Below are 16,757 nucleotides of genomic sequence, written 5' to 3' on the forward strand. Positions count from 1 at the left end.
CCGAGTCACCGATCGCTCTCCCGCTGTTCACGTCGGGTCCGGCCTCGGACGCGGCGCCGCCCAGGCCCGACCCTCGCGCCCCGCGGGGGTCGCTGTCAGGATGGGCGCATGAGCGTCATGGTGTCCGTCTTCGATGCGTACCGGTCCCGCACGAGCGAGAAGTACACGGCCTACCCGCCGGACGTGCTCCCCATGTTCGTCGCCGAGATGGACAGCATGCTCGCCGAACCGATCCGCGACGCCCTGGTCACGGCGGTGACGAACGGCGACACCGGGTACGTCGGGCACGGACGGGCCCTGCCCGAGGCGTTCGCCGACTTCGCCGAGAGCCGGTGGGCGTGGCGGGTCGACCCCGACCTGGTCCGCACCACCACGGACGTGTCGGTCGCTGCGGTCGAGGTGCTGCGCCGGGTCATCGAGCCGGGTGACCAGGTGGTCATCATGCCGCCCGTGTACCCGCCGTTCTGGGAGTACGTGTCCGAGGCCGGCGGCACCGTCACCGAGGTCCCGCTGCTCGCCCCCGCGGGCCCGGCCGACCCCTTCGACACCACGGCCGGCTGGCGGATGGACCTGGACGGCCTCGCGCAGGCGTTCGCCGACGGAGCCCGCACGGTGCTGCTCTGCAACCCGCACAACCCCCTCGGCCTGGTGCACGACCGCGAGTCGCTCGTCGCACTCGCGAAGCTGGCCGCCGAGTGGGACGCCGTCGTGGTGTCCGACGAGATCCACGCGCCGCTCGTGCACGCCGACGCGGTGTTCACGCCGTTCCTGGAGTCCTGCCCCGAGGCCGCGTCGCTCGGCGTCGCCCTGACGAGCGCGAGCAAGGCCTGGAACCTCGCCGGCACGAAGTGCGCGATGATGATCGGCGCCTCGGAGCGGGCCCGCGCGTGGTTCGACGGCCTGCCGACCGAGGTCGTCGAGCGCACCGGCATCCTCGGCTACACGGCGAGCGTCGCGGCCTTCAGCGAGGGCGGACCGTGGCTGGCGTCACTGCTCACCGAGCTCGCGGCGAACCGGCGCACCCTGGCCGAGCGGATCGGCGACGTGCTGCCCGGCGCCGAGTACCGGCAGCCGCAGGCGTCGTACCTGGCGTGGCTCGACCTGCGGGCGCTGCCGTGGGGCGACGATCCCGCAGCGGAGCTCGTCGACCGGGCGAAGGTGGCGCTCGGCTCCGGCCCGGCGTTCGGACGGCAGGGCCGGGGCTTCGCGCGACTGAACTTCGGCTGCTCGGCGGAGACCCTCGACGAGGGACTCAGCCGCCTGGCCGCAGCCGCCCGCGCCTGAACCCGAGCTGCGTCGACCGGCGTGTGGCTGCCGCGAGACGCCGGCGTGTGGCTGCCGCGAGACGCCGGCGTGTGCGTTGGACGCCCCGCAATCGTCGAGACGCCGCGGGATTCGACGGCGTCTCGACGCTTCGGCGGCGCCGGGGCAAGACGCCGGCGTGTGAGTGGAGAGAGGGGCGCAGCGCCTACTCGAACCGCTGCCAGGCCGGCTTGTTCGCGTACGTGTAGCGGTAGTAGTCGGCGAGCTGCAGCCCAGCGGCGGCTTCCTCGTCGACGACGACGGTCGCGTGCTCGTGCAGCTGCAGGGCCGATCCGGGCACGAAGGAGCTGAGCGGCCCCTCGACCGCGGCGGCGACGGCCGCTGCCTTCGACGGCCCCTGGGCGACGAGGACGAGCTCGCGGGCCTCGAGGATGGTGCCGAGCCCCTGCGTCATGCAGTGCGTCGGGACCTGTTCGGGCGAGTCGAAGAAGCGCGCGTTGGCGTCACGGGTCGACGGCGCGAGGGTCTTGATGCGGGTGCGCGAGGCGAACGACGACGTCGGCTCGTTGAACCCGATGTGGCCGTTGGCCCCGATGCCGAGGATCTGCACGTCGATCCCACCGGCGGCACGGATCGCGGCGTCGTACTCCTTGGCCGCGAACTCCAGGTCGGCGGCACGGCCGTCCGGCACACGCACCCGCGACGCGTCGAAGCCGAGCGGGGCCACGACGTCGCGGGCGATCACGGCCGCGTAGGACTCAGGGTGCTCGAGCGGGATGCCGACGTACTCGTCGAGGGCGAACCCACGCGCCTCGGCGAACGAGATCTCACCAGCCTGCACCCGGCGCCGCAGGTCGGCGTAGATGCCCTGCGGGCTGGATCCGGTGGCGAGACCGATGACGGCGGACGGCTTCTTGGCGACGACGGACGCGATCTTGGCCGCGGCGACGCGACCGACCTCGTCCGGCGTGGGCAGGATGATGATCTCCACACCACCAGCCTACTGGTCATGACCAGTCTGCGACAGGGGTCGGGTGGGTAGCGTGGAGGCATGCCGACCCCCGACTTCGTCCTGTCCCTGCGCGAGAAGATCGGCACGGCGCCGCTCTGGCTGTCGGGCGTGAGCGCCATCGTGACCCGCGGCTCCGGCGCCGATCGCGAACTGCTCGTGGTTCGGCGGGCCGACACCGGTGCGTACACCCCGGTCACCGGGATCGTCGACCCGGGCGAGGAGCCCGCCGTCGCCGCCGAACGCGAGGTCCTGGAAGAAGCGGACGTCGTCGCCGTCGCCGAACGCCTGGCGTGGGTCCAGGTGCTGCCCGAGATGACCTACCCGAACGGCGACCGCTCGCAGTACCTCGACCTGGTCTTCGCCTGCCGGTACGTCTCCGGCACGCCGAACCCCGCCGACGGCGAGAACACCGAGGCGTTCTGGGCCCGGCTCGACGCACTGCCCGACATGTCCGAGAACATGCGCGCACGCGTCGAGGCCGGGCTTGCCGACGAGCGCGAGGCGCGCTTCCAGCGCTGACCTCACCGGCCTGGAGGCGCGGTGCCAGGCCGCCACGGGCCTCCCGTCCGCCCGTCGGTCGCGCCCACCCCGCCGAAGCGACAGTGTGCCGCGAACGTTCCGCAGCGAACTGTCGCTTCCGCAGAGGACACCGGCAGGCCCGGCGGGAACTGTCGCCTTCGCGACTACGCGAGCGGCGCGACGGCGACGGGTGCGCCGAGCAGGCGCACGGCGACGGGGTCGCCGGTGGCCCGGCGGTCACCGACCTCGTGCTGGACGGTCACGACGGTGTCGTCGTCCAGGCGAACGGTGGTGCGGCGGATCGACCCGAGGAAGCTCGAGCTGACGACGGTGCCGGTGACGCCCTCGGCGGCGAAGGCGATGTCCTCCGGTCGGACGTAGGCGAGCACCGGTCCGTCCGCGATCGACGAGTCGAGCGCCGGCACGCGGAACCCGTAGACGAACACGTCCGCGCCGCGCAGGTCGCCCTGCAGCCGGTTCGACTGCCCGACGAAGTCCGCGGTGAACGCCGACGACGGGGTCCGGTAGAGCTCCTCGGGCGTGCCGATCTGCTCGATGTCACCCGCCTGCATCACGGCGATCCGGTCGGAGACGGCGAGCGCTTCCTCTTGGTCGTGCGTGACGAACACGGTGGTGATGCCGAGGTCGCTCTGGATGCGGCGGATCTCGTCGCGCAGTGAGACCCGGACCTTCGCGTCGAGCGCCGACAGCGGCTCGTCGAGCAGGAGCACACGGGGCCGGGTGACGAGCGCTCGGGCCAGGGCGACACGCTGCTGCTGCCCACCCGAGAGCTGGTGCGGGTACCGCTCGGCGAACTCGCCGAGGCGGACCATGTCGAGGGCCTCGACGACGCGGGTCTTGCGCTCGGCGGCGGGGACCCGGCGCATCTCGAGACCGAAGGCGACGTTCTGCCGGACCGTCATGTGCGGGAACAGCGAGTACTGCTGGAACACCATGCCGATGTCGCGCTTGTTGACCGGGGTGTCCGCGACGTCCTGGCCGTCGATGCGGATGGAGCCGACGTCGATGGCCTCGAGGCCCGCGAGTGCTCGGAGCGCGGTCGTCTTGCCGCAGCCGGACGGACCGAGGAGCGAGACGAACTCCCCCGGCTCGACCCGGAGCGACAGTCCGGCGAGGGCCCGGTGCGGGCCGTAGTGCTTCTCGACGGCGTGCAGTTCGACGACCGCGCCGGTGGTGGCGAGGGACGCCGGGGCTGCCGGGGCGGTGACGGTCATGCGGACTCCTCGAGTCGGGGACGACGGGTGGTGCGGGTGCGGCGGACGCGGGTGGTGCGGCGGGTCCCGATCCGGCCGATGAGGACGAGCAGCACGAAGCCGAACAGGAGCGCGGCGACCGAGAAGATGGCGGCGACGTACGGGTCGGTCCCCTGCACGAGGACGAGCCCGGTCTGGAACGTGGAGCGGGAGAGGAACGAGGCGAGGGTGTACTCGCCGAGGACCACGGTGATCGTCAGGAAGCACGCGGCGGTGATGCCCCGGCGCAGGTTCGGCAGGAGCACGCGCCAGGTGACGGTCCACCACGAGGCGCCGAGCGACCGGGCCGCCTCGGACAGGACGATCAGGTCCGTCGCCGTGATGGCGGCCGCGATCGGGCGGAACGCGAACGGCAGCGTGATGATGCCGATCGCGAACGCCAGCGTCCACGAGCCGGACCCGAAGACCTGCGAGACGACCTGGTACACGGGGATGAACCCGACGACGAGCACCACGACCGGCACGGTGATCGGCACGATGCAGACGAACTCCAGGACGCTCCGGAGCCTGGGGTAGCGGAGCGCGGTGATGATCTGGGCGGGCAGCAGCACGAACAGCACGATCCCGACGGTGATCACGGCGATGAGCAACGACGCCCCGAGCCCGTCGAACACCGGCTGGTACGTGAAGGCGTTGGCCGGGTCACCGATCGCCGCCCAGTGCGCGAGGGTGAGCCCGCCGTCGGTGCCCTGCCGGAAGGTGAACTGCAGCAGCGCGACCAGCGGGACGGCGAACAGGAGCCCGATCACGGTGAGCACGATGGCTGCCGCACCACGGGACGGGGCGGTGCCGAACCGGCGGACGCGGGACGAGCCTCCAGACCGGACGGGACGTACCGGCCGCACCGGAGCCGCGGCGCTCATCGCTGCCACCTGGCGGCCCGGCGCTGCAGCAGCGAGTAGGCGCCCATCACGACCGCCATCACGACGACCATGCCGAAGGCGAGCACCCCGGCGACGTTCTGCAGGCCGACGATCGTCTCGCTGGTGAGCTGCGTGCGGATGGTGAGCGGCACGATGCCGCCCTGGGAGATGAGGGCCGCGGCGGTGGCGTACGACGAGAAGCCGTTCGCGAAGAGCAGCAGGAGCGACCCCCAGAACGCCGGCGCCAGCACGGGCAACGCGATGCGGCGCCAGTACGTCAGGCGCGAGGCGCCGAGCGTCGCCGCGGCCTCACCCCACTGCGCTTTGACGCCCTCGAGTGCGGGCATGAACGTGAGGACCATGAGCGGCACCTGGAAGTAGACGTAGGGGATCACGAGCCCGGGCACCGTGTACAGGAAGGCCCCGTCGGCGTTGAGGTCGACGTGGAAGACCGTGACCAGCCAGGTCGTGACGAGTCCCTGCACGCCGATCGTGGCGATGAACGCGAACGCGAGCATGACGCCGCCGAACTGGGCGAGGACGCTGGCCGCCGAGTCGATCATCGACCGGACCAGTCCGTCCGGCCGCAGCGCCGAGAGCGCCCAGCAGACGACCGCGCCGAGCACCGCGCCGATGACCGCGGAGGCGGCGGACAGGCCGAAGGACCCGGCGAACGCCTGCAGCACCGAGGGGTCGGCGAAGGCTGCGAGGTTCGCGAGCGTGAACGCGCCGGAGCCGTCGAAGAACCCGCTGCCGATCGCGATCACGGCGGGGACGGCGAGGAAGAGCAGGACGTAGGCGGCGAAGGGGGTCAGCCCCAGCCAGGCGAGGCCGACGCGGCGCCGGACACGGGGTCCGGCGCCGCGTCGGACGGCATCGGCGGGCGCCGCCGCGGACGCCGTGCGCGCAGTGCTCGGGGCGCTCGTCGCCGTCGCGGGCGCGTCTGCCGATGCGGTGGTCATGCTGCTCAGGACCCCATCGTCGAGGACCACTTGGCCTTGAGCACCTTCGCGGCGGCGGCGACCTGCGCGTCGGTCAGCTCGACGTAGTCCTTCGGCGCACCACCGGCAGCGTCGAGGGCGTCCTGGTCGACCTTGCCCGACTTCGTCAGCGCGGCGAGGGTGGACGGGAAGGCGCCGGCCTGCAGGTACAGGTTCTGGACCTCGGGGCTGGCGATGTACTCCTCCCACAGGCGGGCGGCCGCGGGGTGCGGGGCGTCCTTGTTGATGGCCTGCGAGTAGTACGAGCCGAGCGCCTGCCCCTTCGGGACGACGGTCTTCCAGTCCTTGTTGCCCGAGCCGCCGGCGGCGGGACCCCAGGCCAGGTTGTTGTACGACCACTGGACGACGACCGGGGTCTCACCCGAGGCGACGGTGGCCTGCGTCGGCAGCACGTTCTGGAAGTTGCCGGCCTGCTTGAGCTTGCCGAAGAAGTCGACGCCCTTGGTGATGTCGTCGGCCGAACCGCCGTTCTCCAGCGCCGCCAGGTACACCGCGGACGCGGCCTGGTTGGCCTGCGTCGGGTCGCCGCCGATCGAGACCTTGCCCTTGTACTCGGAACCGAGCAGGTCCGTCATGTCCTTCGGGGCGTCGGAGATCTTCGACGAGTCGTACCCGATCGACATCAGGCCGGTGTAGTCGCGCGTCCAGGCGCCGTCCTTGTCCTTCAGGTTGGTGGGGATGTCGTCCCAGTTCGCGACCTTGTAGTCGGCGAACAGGTCGAGGTTCTCCTGCAGCACGGCGTTGCCGAGGTCGAGCACGTCGGGGGCGGTGGACTGGCCCTTCTGCGACTTGACCGCTGCCACCTCGTCGGCGCTCGAGCCGTTCGGGTTCGCGGAGTTGATCTTGATGCCGTACTTCTTGGTGAAGCCGTCGATGATCTTGCCGTAGTTGGCCCACGTCGGCGGGAGCGTGATGACGTTGAGCTGGCCCTCGGCCTTGGCGGCCTTGACCAGGGCGTCCATGCCGCCGGCGGACTGGGCGCTGGTGGTGGTCTTCCAGTCGGCGTCGCCCTTGCTCGTGCTGGCGGAGCTCGTCGAGGAGCATCCGGCGAGGGTGACGACTGCGGCGGCGGCCAGGGCGATGCCGGCCAGGGTGCGCTTGTGCTGCACGGGTGGGCCTTTCGGGTGGGAGAGGGTGCTGCGCCAGACCGGGTGTCCGGGTTCTGGTCGATCGTGGACGCAGCCGGTTTCCGGCCCGTGCTCCGGTGGTGAACGACGGCGGAACAGCGGGTGCGGCTGTACGCATTGCTCGTTCTGGGCGCAGGGTCGCGCCCGCACCAGGCCTGGAGGCGCGGATGCGGTTCACGACGACGGTCCCGCGGGTCGTTCCGGGCGCGCTCAGGCTCCGAGTTCGACGAGGACCCGCGGGATCTCGGTCACGAGTTCGCTCGCCAGGTAGCCGAGTGGTCCGACCTGCACCGCGAGCCGGTCACCGGCGGCAGCGTGCACGTACGACGCCCACGCCACGGCCTGTGCCGGATCGGCACCGCGGGCGAGCAGCCCGGTGACCGCGCCGGACAGCACGTCCCCGCTCCCGCTGGTGCCGAGGCCACCCGAGCCGGTGCCCTTGAGCCACGCACGACCGTGCGGTGTCGCGATGGCGTCACCGAGGGCGACGACCGCACCGAACCGGTTCGCGATCGCGACGGCGTCGGCCACGCCGTCGTCGCTGCACTCCCGACCGAGCAGGCGTTCTGCCTCGCCGGAGTTCGGCGTCATCACGAGCCGTCCACGCAGCGGTTCGAGGCGGTCCCGTACGTCGGCGGCGACACCGAGGGCGAAGGCGTCGAGCACGACGGTGGTCCGCGGACCGACGACGTCGGCGAGTCCGGCCACGAGGTCACGGGAACCGTCCGGTTCGTCGAGTCCCGGGCCGACCAACACGGCATCGGCGCTCGAGGCGCTGTCCGCGATGCCCTCGATCGCGCCGACGGCGATGTGCCCGTCCTCGTCCTCGTCGAGGGGCTCGACCCCGGACTCGGGCACGGCGACCGCGTCCTCGTTCGCGACGCTCCGGCCGACGGCCAGGGTGAGGCGACCGGCGCCGACGCGGAGTGCGGCGAGCGCCGAGAGCAGCGCGGCTCCCGGGGTGCGAGCCGCGCCCCCGATGACGAGCACCTGCCCGCGGCCGTACTTGCCGGCACCGGGTTCTGGCAGCGGCCAGTCCCGCAGGAAGTTCGGGGTGACGGGTTCAGTGGACATGTTCGTCGTCCTTCCGGCCGGTGTGCTCGGTGACCTCGTCGTCGTCCAGGTGTCCGACCGAGGAGAACTCCTCGAGGACCCACGGCGACCCGGCGCCGTCGCGTCGGAGTCGGGTGAGGGAGGCGTTGGCGACCGCGTGGGTGTGGGCGAACTCCATGAGTGCCGGCTCGTCGAGGTCGAGGCACACCGCGACGGCGAGCATCACCACGGCGTCGTGTGCGGCGATCACCAGGCGCTCGACACCGTCGACTCGCTCGAGGTCACCCAGGAGCGTCCGGAGCCGGAGCATCACGTCCGCCCACGACTCCCCGCCCGCGGGCCGGTGGTAGTACTTGCCGAGCCACTGCCGGCGGCGTTCCTCGTCCGGGTACCGGTTGCGGACGCCCTGCAGGGTCAACAGGTCGAGGACGCCGAGTTCGCGGTCGCGCAGGCGCTCGTCCACACGCTTGCGGGGTTCGGCGAGCCCGGCTGCCTCGAGCGCGATGGCGATGGTCTGCTGTGCGCGGAGGTACGGCGACACCCAGAGCGCGACGGGGACGTCGTCCATCCCGCGGTCGGCGAGCTCCTGCCCGAGAGCACGTGACTGGGCGGCGCCGAGCGGGCTGAGCGGGACGTCGGCGTCGCGGAACTCGACGTCGATGACGTCGTCCCCCGCTGCCTCGGCCCGAGCCGCTGCGACGTTCGCGACCGATTCGCCGTGACGGACGAGCCAGATCTCCTGCACTGCCATGCCGCCACGCTAGCCAGAGCGTGCTGTGCCGGTTCACCGGTGCGACGAGGTCACCCCACGCGGCGCCGAGCGCTCCGGACCGGGCGGACCGCGCACGGGAGTCCTGCTGCCCGGAGTCGCACCACCAGCGCGTCGAGGTCGAACAGGTCACGCCACTCGAGCCGGACGATCGTGCGGACTCCCGGCACGGTGAGCAACCGACCGTGCCGCCGCTTCTCGTCGAGGAACACCTCGGTCGGGCTCCGGCCGCCCAGGTAGCGTTCCTGGGAGTACTTCGCCCGTCCGTCGATCTCGACGACGACCCCGTGGTCGGGGAACCAGAAGTCGACGGCGGAACGGCGGCCGTCGACGACGAACTCCTGCTGCAGCACCGGGTCCGGGAGCCCGAGCTCCCGGAACACGACCCGCGCGAGTGACTCGGCTGGCGACCCGGAACGACCGTCGGCCAGCTCGAGCGCCTGCCGGGCGACGGCACGCGCTCGGGCCTTCGGGGGAACCGCTCGTCGGAGGTCGCCGACGTCGAACCCACGTCGCAACGCCGCGTCCGCGATGACGACGCCCGCCCGCAGATCGCCGGTCATCGCCACGTCGACGACGGTCCGGGGAACGGAGGTGACGGCGATCCCCCCGACGGCGACCCGTTCGACGCGAGCGACGGGTCTCGTGTGCAGGACCAGGTCGGCGCTCCGGCCCCGGTACATCGACTCCGGAACCGTCGCGTGCACCGGGACGTCCCACCCGCCGAGCGCCGGGAGCCCGTGCACGGCCGCGGCGGACAGGTGCGACGCCGTCGCGCGGGTGCCGAGCCGACCGAGCCGCGCGAACACGCGTGTGACGTACCGCTGCCGAGGCCCCGCGGCGTCCCACGCGGCACCGTCTACGAAGGCGTTGGGGCCGACCCGGATCAGACGGCCGGCGCCCTGCAGACGGGTTCGGCGGCGCAGGGTGGTGGCGTCGAAGCCGGCTTCGCGCGTGGATGAGGCTCGGAGGATGGGCAGCGACTCGTTCATGCACGTGACGATGCCGGACCGGCCACGCGCCCAGCGGGCCGATGTCGCGAACTGTGGACGGGCCTCCAGGCCTGGGCGGTTGTGGAGGGATGACGTTCCTTCCCAGAACGGGCGCGATGCCAAGCGGGATCGGGCGTACTTGGCCGGAAGTTCCGACCAGGGACGCCCGATTCGGCCAGCCACGCCCGATTCCACCCGGCCAGCCCCGCGCACAACACGGCGCCGAACGGAACGCACCCGTGTCCCGTCCGGCGCCGTGGTCCCTCCCAGCAGTGCGCCGGGCCCGCTGCCTCAGGCCCGACGCACGCGCAGCGTCACGATCTCGAACGGACGCAAGGTCAACGCGACTGCCTGACCGGCCGACCACGAGCGCTCCAGCGGCCGCTCGAGCAGGTCGACCTGCGACACCGACTCGACGTCGAACCCGAAGGCCACCCCGACGTCCGTCGCCCGGCCCCCGAGCCCCTCGTACAGCCGCACGACGACGTCGCCGGAGCGGTCCTCGGCGAGCTTGACGGCCTCGACGAACACCTGCGGCGACGACACCGTGACGAGCGGCTCGATCGGGGTCGACCCGGGGACGCTCCGCACCGGCAGGTTCAGCCGGTACCCGGAGTCTGCGGCGTCGAGCACCGAGGCCCCGATCCGCAGCACCGTCCGGAACACGTGGTGCCCCTGGTCGGCGTTCGGGTCCGGGAACGTCGGTCCGCGCAGCAGCGACTCCCGTACGAGCGTGGTGGTCCCGCCGTCCGCCCGGGTCTCACGCGTGATGTCGTGGCCGTAGGTCGAGTCGTTGGCCACGGCCACCCCGAACCCCGGCTCCGCGACGTGCACCCAGCGGTGCGCCGAGGTCTCGAACCGGGCGTGGTCCCACGAGGTGTTCTGGTGCGTCGGCCGGTCGATGTGCCCGAACTGGATCTCGCTCGAGGCCGACGACGCGAGCACGTCGATCGGGAACGCGAGCTTCAGCAGCTTCTGGTGCTCGTGCCAGTCGACCTCGGTCTCGACGGTCAGCTCGGGTTCGCCCTGCACCGCCGAGTAGCGCGTGGTGAGCGTCGACGATCCGAAGGACCGCTCGACCACGAGCGCGTCGCCTGCGATCGCGACCGACGACGCCGACAGCACCGTGCCGTTGCGCTGGTACGCGCGGTCGATGTCCCAGGCCTCCCACTGGTTCGGGGTGTCGCGGAACACCGTGTACTCGGCCGCCCTGGCGCCTGGCGCGATCGCGTCGCGTCCGGTCGCGGAGTCGACGAACGACACGACGTGGCCGGCAGCGTCGATGGTCGCGGTGACGACGCCGGTGTCGAAGACGAAGCGGTCGCCTGCCCGGACGGGAGGCACGGGTCGCGGCGCGTGGACGACCGAACCTGCAAGGGCGGTCACCTCTCCCGCCGCGACCGGCGAGGCGTTGAAGCGCACGACCGACGCGGCGTCGTCGGCTGCGCCGGCAGCGGCATCGCTCCCGCCTGCGGCGAGCGCCGTCGTCGCGCTCCCGATCAGCCCCTCGAGCACCTCGGCGACCCGGGCGTACTGCTCCTCGGCGTTCTCGTACACCCACGCGATCGACGACCCCGGCAGGATGTCGTGGAACTGCTGCAGCAGGACGGTGTGCCAGGCGTCCTCGAGTTCGGCGTACGGGTACTCGCTGCCGAGCCGGACGGCCGCCGTCGCTGCCCAGAGCTCGGCTTCGCGCAGCAGGTGCTCGGAGCGGCGGTTGCCCTGCTTCGTGCGGATCTGCGACGTGTAGGTGCCGCGGTGGAACTCCAGGTACATCTCCCCCGACCAGACCCCGGGCGTCGGCAGCTCGGCTTCGAGCTGCTCGAACACCTCGGCCGGCGTGCCGAGGGTCACGTGCGGCGACCCGTCGAGGTCGTGCTGGCGGTGTGCGGCACCGACCATCTCGCGGGTGGGACCGCCACCACCGTCGCCGAAGCCGTACAGCAGCATCGACGTGTTGGCGGTGCCGCGCTCCTTGTTGTTCCGTTCGCCGCGGCGCAGGTCGGCCGGTGAGACGTCGGAGTTGTAGGTGTCGGCCGGGGGCAGGTGCGTCAGGACGCGTGAGCCGTCGATGCCCTCCCAGTGGAACGAGGTGTGCGGGATGACGTTCGTCTCGTTCCACGACGGCTTCTGGGTGACGAACCACTTCGAGCCGGCGGCGCGGACGATCTGCGGCAGGGCGCCCGAGTAGCCGAACGAGTCGGGGAGCCAGGCCTCGGGGGTGTCGATGCCGAACTCCTCGAGGAAGAAGCGCTTGCCGGCGACGAACTGGCGGGCCAGGGCCTCACCGCCGGGCAGGTTGGTGTCCGACTCGACCCACATGCCACCGACGGGGATCCACCGGCCCTCGGCGACGCGCTGCTTGATGCGCGCGAAGACCTCGGGGTACTCGTCGCGGATCCACGCGTACTGCTGGGCGGACGAGCAGGCGAAGGTGAAGTCGGGGTCGCGGTCCATCAGGTCGAGCACGTTCGAGAACGTCCTGGCGCACTTGCGCTTCGTCTCGCGCACGGGCCACAGCCAGGCGGAGTCGATGTGGGCGTGCCCGACGGCGATGGCACGGTGGGCGGCGGGGCTGGCGGGGACGGCGAGCACGGGCGCCAGGACCTGCCGGGCGTCCGCGGCGGTACCGGCGACGTCGTCCGGGTCCAGGGCGTCGGCGGCCCGTTCGAGCGCGCGCAGGATGTCGGCGCCGCGGGTGCCGTCGGTGGGGAGCTCGGCCATCAGCCCGCGCAGCACCCAGAGGTCCTGCTGCAGTTCCCACACGGTGTCGTCCCGCTCGACGACCTCCAGGGCCTTCAGGCGGTAGATGGGGTCGTCGCCGGCGGTGGAGCGCGAGCCGAGCGGCGTCGCCCCCTGGAACGAGTCGCCGCCGATGTCGGGGTTCGCCCCGGCCTCGATCCAGAGCTCGAAGGACTCCCCCGGGCCGACCTCGAGCGGCACGGTGTCGTTCCGCGGCTCGATCGCCTTGATCGTGGAGCCGTCGGCGCGGAACGCGAGTCCCTCGGCCTGGAACCCGGGCTGCCGCTTGGTGAACCCCAGGTCGACGAGGAGCTCGGCGGTGGTCCCCTGCGCGGTGCCGAAGTCCGCCGGCACGGTACCGGTCACCCGGAACCACGTCGTGCCCCACGGGCGCCCGCCCCAGTGCGACCCCACCGTGAACGGTGTGTACGTCTCGCCCACGGCGGCGTCGAACGGCACCGGTTCGCCCGGCACCTCCCACGCCTCGATCGTCACCGGCGCCGAGCGACGGAGGACGGCGGGGTCGACACGGTCGCGCACGAGGCGGGCGATCCGGGCCTCGACGAGCGGTTCGTCCTGGTGCATGTGCTTCCTTTCTGGTTCGCGGAACACCGGTGTTCGCGGATCGAACCGCGGTTCGCGGGTGTTCGACGCGCGAACACCGGTGTCTTGCGGGGGTGGGGGCCGGCGTCAGCCCTTGATGCCACCGGCGAGGGCGTTGCCGCCGCCGAGGCCTCGGGACACGATCACGTAGAGGGCGATGACGGGCACGGAGTAGACGATCGAGAACGCGGCGAGCTGGCCGTACGCCACCGCCCCGTTCTGCCCGAAGAAGTTGAAGATGCTCACCGCGGCGGGCACCTTCTCGGGCGAGAGCAGCAGGACGAACGGGACGAAGAAGTTCCCCCACGCCTGGATGAACACGAAGATGAACACGACCGCGATGCCCGGACGCATGAGCGGGATCACGATGCGGGTCAGGGTGGTGAGCATCGAGGCGCCGTCGGTCCACGCCGCCTCTTCGAGCGAGATCGGCACCGAGTCCATGAAGTTCTTCGCCATCCAGATCGCCATCGGCAAGCTGGTGGCGGCGAGGAAGAAGATGCAGCCCCACACGTTGTCGATCAGGTTGAGCGACACGAACAGCGCGTAGACGGGCACCATCATCGCGGTGATCGGCAGGCCGGTGCCGAACAGGATGCTGTACAGGAACGGCTTGTTGACGCGCATCTTGTAGCGGGACAGCGGGTACGCGGCCAGCAGGGCGAACACCACGGTGACGACCGCGGTGCCGCCGGAGAGCAGCAGACTGTTCGCGAGCGGGATGAACGACAGCTCGGGGGTGAGCACCTTGGCGAAGTTGTCGAGCGTGAACTGCGACGGCAGCTTCACCGACAGCGACGCCTGGGTGTCGAACGAGGCGAGCACGAGCCAGAGCAGCGGCACCGCGAAGCACACCGCGATGACGAGCAGCACGACGTTCGACACCCACCGCATGGTGCGGCCGCGCGGCGAGGTCATGTGCATCGACCCCGGTGCGGTCACCGAGCGGGTCGTGGTCTGGTCGAGGGACGGGGCTGTCATGGCCATCAGTCCACCTCCGGCTTGAGGGCTCGGATGTAGATGATCGAGAAGACCGCCCCCACCACGAGCAGGATGGTCGCGATCGCGGTCCCGAAGCCGAGCTGCGAGAACTTGAACGCCTCCTGGTACGCCAGGATCGGCAGGGTCGACGAGTTCGTGCCCGGGCCGCCGCCGGTCATCACGAAGATCAGCGTGAAGACCGACAGGGTCTGCAGCGTCGTGAGCATGAGGTTCGTCGAGATGCTCCGGCGGATCACCGGGAGCGTGATGTAGACGAGCCGCTGCCAGCCGGTGGCGCCGTCGACCTCGGCGGACTCGGTGATCTCCTCGGGGACCTCCTGCACGGCGGCCGAGTAGACGAGCATCGAGAACGCGGTGCCGCGCCAGATGTTCGCCAGGATCACGGCGAGCATCGGGTACGTGTAGAGCCAGTTCGCGCCGGTGATCCCGATGGACGCGAGGAACGTGTTGAGCGTCCCCTCGTCGTTGAAGAACGCGTACGCCGCGAACGACGCCACGATCTCGGGCAGGACCCACGCCGCCACCACGAAGGTGCCGACGATCGCCCGCACGGCCTTGTTCGCCGAGCGCATCAGCAGCGCCAGGCCGAGCCCGAGCACGTTCTGCCCCACCACGGCCGAGGCCAGCAGGAAGACGATGGTCAGGATGACGGACTTCGGGAAGTCCGGGTCCTGGAACAGCTCGACGTAGTTCTGGAAGCCGACGAACTGCTGGTCGGCCGCACTCGCACCGGTCAGGGCCGAGTTGGTGAACGACCCGTAGAACGACGAGATGACCGGGCCGAGCAGGAAGATGACGAGCAGGACCAGGGCGGGCAGGAGCGGTACGGCTCGTCCGACGTTCCGCAGTGGTCGCCGCTTGCGCGGCACGGGTGGATCGGTGCGCTTCGGCGCACCGGGCGCCGACAGCGTCGGCGCGAGGGGGGTGCTGGACACGATGGGTGCCTTCCGGGTGCGGAGGGGTTCCGAAGGTGGGGAAGGACGGACTGGGCCCCGACCGCCGGTTCCGACGCGCCGCGGAGCTTGCGGAGCGGCGCGTCGGCCGTGCGGTTGGGAGAGGCGCGGTGCGGGACCGCCCCGCGCCTCCCGTCCGTCAGTGGGTGACGGACCGTCAACCAGCGGAGACGGTGTTCTCCTTGCCGACCACCTGCGTGACGGCCTTGTCGTAGGCGGCAGCCGCGTCCTTCGGCGACTGCTGACCGGTCATGACCGCTTCCATCGCGACCTGGATCGCGTTGGACACCTGCGAGTAGTCACTCGTCGCCGGGCGGAAGTTGGTGTTCTCCACCAGCCCCGAGAAGAACTTGAACGTCGGGTTCGCCGCCGTGTACTCCGGGTCGTCCGCGACGTCCTTCCGGACGGCGATCTGGCTGTTCTCGGTGTCGTACTTGAGCGAACCGTCCTTGTCGAGGAAGCTCGTGATGAAGTCGAACGCCGCCTGCGGGTTCTTCGACTTCGCGCCGACCGCCAGGGTCCAACCGCCGGACATCGAGTTGTAGCCGGGAGCCTGCCCGTTCTGGGTCGGCATGGGTGCCTGGCCCATCACGTCGTTCCACTCGGGCCACGGCGCCGTGCCGGACTTCAGCCACGTGCCGGACTGCCACGAACCGTCCAGGTCGATCGCGAGCTTGCCCTTCGGCAGCCACGTCTGGGCGATGGTCGTGCCGACGTTCGTGTCGAGCGCCTGCTGCGGTGTCGGGCCGAGGCCGCCCTGGTAGACGTCCTTCACGAACTTGAGCGAGTCCTCGAACTGCTTCGAGCCGGTGACCCACTTCTTGTCCTTGTACAGGGTGTTGCCGGAGCCGTCGGCGCCGTACAGGAGCATCTCGAAGCCCTGCATGGTCGAGGCCTCGCCCTGCGCCTTGCCCGAGTAGATGTTGAACGGGATGACGTCGGGCTGCTTCTCCTTGATGGTCTTCGCCGCCGCGAGCACGTCGTCCCACGTCTTCGGCTTCCACGGGACGTCGAGCCCGGCCTTCTTGAAGATGTCCTTGTTGTACCAGAGGGCTCGGGTGTCGGTGCCCATGGGGACGCCGTAGATCTTGCCGTCGTCACCCTGCCCGGCCTGCTTGGCGTTGTCGAAGAACTGGTCCCACTCGTCCCACTTGTCCGTGTACTTGTCGAGTGGCAGCAGGTAGCCCGCCTCGGCATCGGCCTTGACGAGGAACGTGTCCTCGTACATGACGTCCGGGGCGGTGGCCGGCGCCTTGTTCATGAGCGCGAGCTTGGTGTAGTAGTCGTTGCCCTGCGCCTGGATGGGCACGAGGGTGACCTTCTTGCCGGGGTTGTCCTTCTCGTACTGCTTCTTGACGACCTTCATCTGGGCGTCGAGCTGCTGGAAGGCGCCGAACTTCTGGTACGCGATCTTGATCGTGTCGCTCGAGGCAGACCCCGAGCTCGAGCAGCCAGCCAGACCGACTGCGGCCACGGCCACAGCTGCGAGTCCGGCGATGATGCGGGTGCGTTTCATCGGTGCTCCTTTGCACGGGTGATGTCCGCGGGCACCATCGCCCGCGCGCAGGATTAGTCCACCGTATT

Annotated in this window: 14 protein-coding genes; 2 read left to right on the plus strand and 12 right to left on the minus strand. The window is 70.9% G+C overall.

Features of this window, described 5'->3' with window-relative positions; all coding sequences use genetic code 11:
- The first annotated feature begins 108 nt into the window (after nt 1–108).
- Nucleotides 109–1,284, plus strand: a complete 1,176-nt coding sequence (locus QRN30_RS05990; RefSeq protein WP_017888120.1) for a MalY/PatB family protein — start codon at nt 109–111, stop codon at nt 1,282–1,284.
- 184 nt (nt 1,285–1,468) lie between these two features.
- Here the strand turns inward: QRN30_RS05990 and nagB are convergent, their stop codons facing one another.
- Nucleotides 1,469–2,254 (minus strand): glucosamine-6-phosphate deaminase, encoded by a 786-nt coding sequence (nagB, locus tag QRN30_RS05995; protein WP_140448517.1) that lies wholly within the window; start codon nt 2,252–2,254, stop codon nt 1,469–1,471.
- Between the two features lie 60 nt (nt 2,255–2,314).
- Between nagB and QRN30_RS06000 the strand changes: the two genes are divergently transcribed.
- Nucleotides 2,315–2,794, plus strand: a complete 480-nt coding sequence (locus QRN30_RS06000; protein ID WP_017888122.1) for an NUDIX hydrolase — start codon at nt 2,315–2,317, stop codon at nt 2,792–2,794.
- Nucleotides 2,795–2,958: 164 nt separating this feature from the next.
- Here the strand turns inward: QRN30_RS06000 and QRN30_RS06005 are convergent, their stop codons facing one another.
- From QRN30_RS06005 to QRN30_RS06055, 11 genes are all read right to left on the minus strand, one after another.
- The gene (locus QRN30_RS06005; protein WP_071250234.1) at nt 2,959–4,029 is read right to left on the minus strand and encodes an ABC transporter ATP-binding protein; all 1,071 of its coding nucleotides are present in this window, start codon (nt 4,027–4,029) and stop codon (nt 2,959–2,961) included.
- Entirely contained in the window at nt 4,026–4,931 is a 906-nt protein-coding gene (locus QRN30_RS06010; RefSeq protein ID WP_284760641.1) for an ABC transporter permease, read from the minus strand. Before QRN30_RS06010 ends, QRN30_RS06005 begins: the two co-directional genes overlap by 4 nt.
- Nucleotides 4,928–5,893 carry an ABC transporter permease gene (locus tag QRN30_RS06015; protein WP_031260253.1) on the minus strand — a complete coding sequence of 322 codons (966 nt, stop codon included), beginning with the start codon at nt 5,891–5,893 and terminating at the stop codon, nt 4,928–4,930. The genes QRN30_RS06010 and QRN30_RS06015 overlap by 4 nt, the downstream gene beginning before the upstream one ends.
- Nucleotides 5,894–5,898: 5 nt before the next feature.
- Entirely contained in the window at nt 5,899–7,041 is a 1,143-nt protein-coding gene (locus QRN30_RS06020) for an ABC transporter substrate-binding protein (protein ID WP_017888126.1), read from the minus strand.
- A gap of 228 nt (nt 7,042–7,269) precedes the next feature.
- Nucleotides 7,270–8,133, minus strand: coding sequence for an NAD(P)H-hydrate dehydratase (locus tag QRN30_RS06025; RefSeq protein WP_284760643.1), 864 nt, complete (start codon nt 8,131–8,133; stop codon nt 7,270–7,272).
- Nucleotides 8,123–8,863 carry a histidine phosphatase family protein gene (locus QRN30_RS06030; RefSeq protein ID WP_042539822.1) on the minus strand — a complete coding sequence of 247 codons (741 nt, stop codon included), beginning with the start codon at nt 8,861–8,863 and terminating at the stop codon, nt 8,123–8,125. The genes QRN30_RS06025 and QRN30_RS06030 overlap by 11 nt, the downstream gene beginning before the upstream one ends.
- A gap of 50 nt (nt 8,864–8,913) precedes the next feature.
- The gene (locus QRN30_RS06035) at nt 8,914–9,873 is read right to left on the minus strand and encodes a hypothetical protein (protein WP_284760645.1); all 960 of its coding nucleotides are present in this window, start codon (nt 9,871–9,873) and stop codon (nt 8,914–8,916) included.
- A gap of 291 nt (nt 9,874–10,164) precedes the next feature.
- Entirely contained in the window at nt 10,165–13,200 is a 3,036-nt protein-coding gene (locus tag QRN30_RS06040) for an alpha-mannosidase (RefSeq protein WP_284760647.1), read from the minus strand.
- A 105-nt stretch (nt 13,201–13,305) separates the two neighbouring features.
- Nucleotides 13,306–14,199, minus strand: a complete 894-nt coding sequence (locus QRN30_RS06045) for a carbohydrate ABC transporter permease (RefSeq protein WP_371830315.1) — start codon at nt 14,197–14,199, stop codon at nt 13,306–13,308.
- Between the two features lie 5 nt (nt 14,200–14,204).
- Nucleotides 14,205–15,155: a carbohydrate ABC transporter permease gene (locus QRN30_RS06050; RefSeq protein WP_017888131.1), complete on the minus strand. Its 951-nt coding sequence runs from the start codon at nt 15,153–15,155 to the stop codon at nt 14,205–14,207.
- A gap of 175 nt (nt 15,156–15,330) precedes the next feature.
- Nucleotides 15,331–16,689 (minus strand): extracellular solute-binding protein, encoded by a 1,359-nt coding sequence (locus QRN30_RS06055; protein WP_017888132.1) that lies wholly within the window; start codon nt 16,687–16,689, stop codon nt 15,331–15,333.
- Nucleotides 16,690–16,757 lie beyond the last annotated feature (68 nt).

This window comes from Curtobacterium sp. MEB011 (genome assembly GCF_030209655.1).
In the GTDB taxonomy this organism is placed as follows: domain Bacteria; phylum Actinomycetota; class Actinomycetes; order Actinomycetales; family Microbacteriaceae; genus Curtobacterium; species Curtobacterium poinsettiae.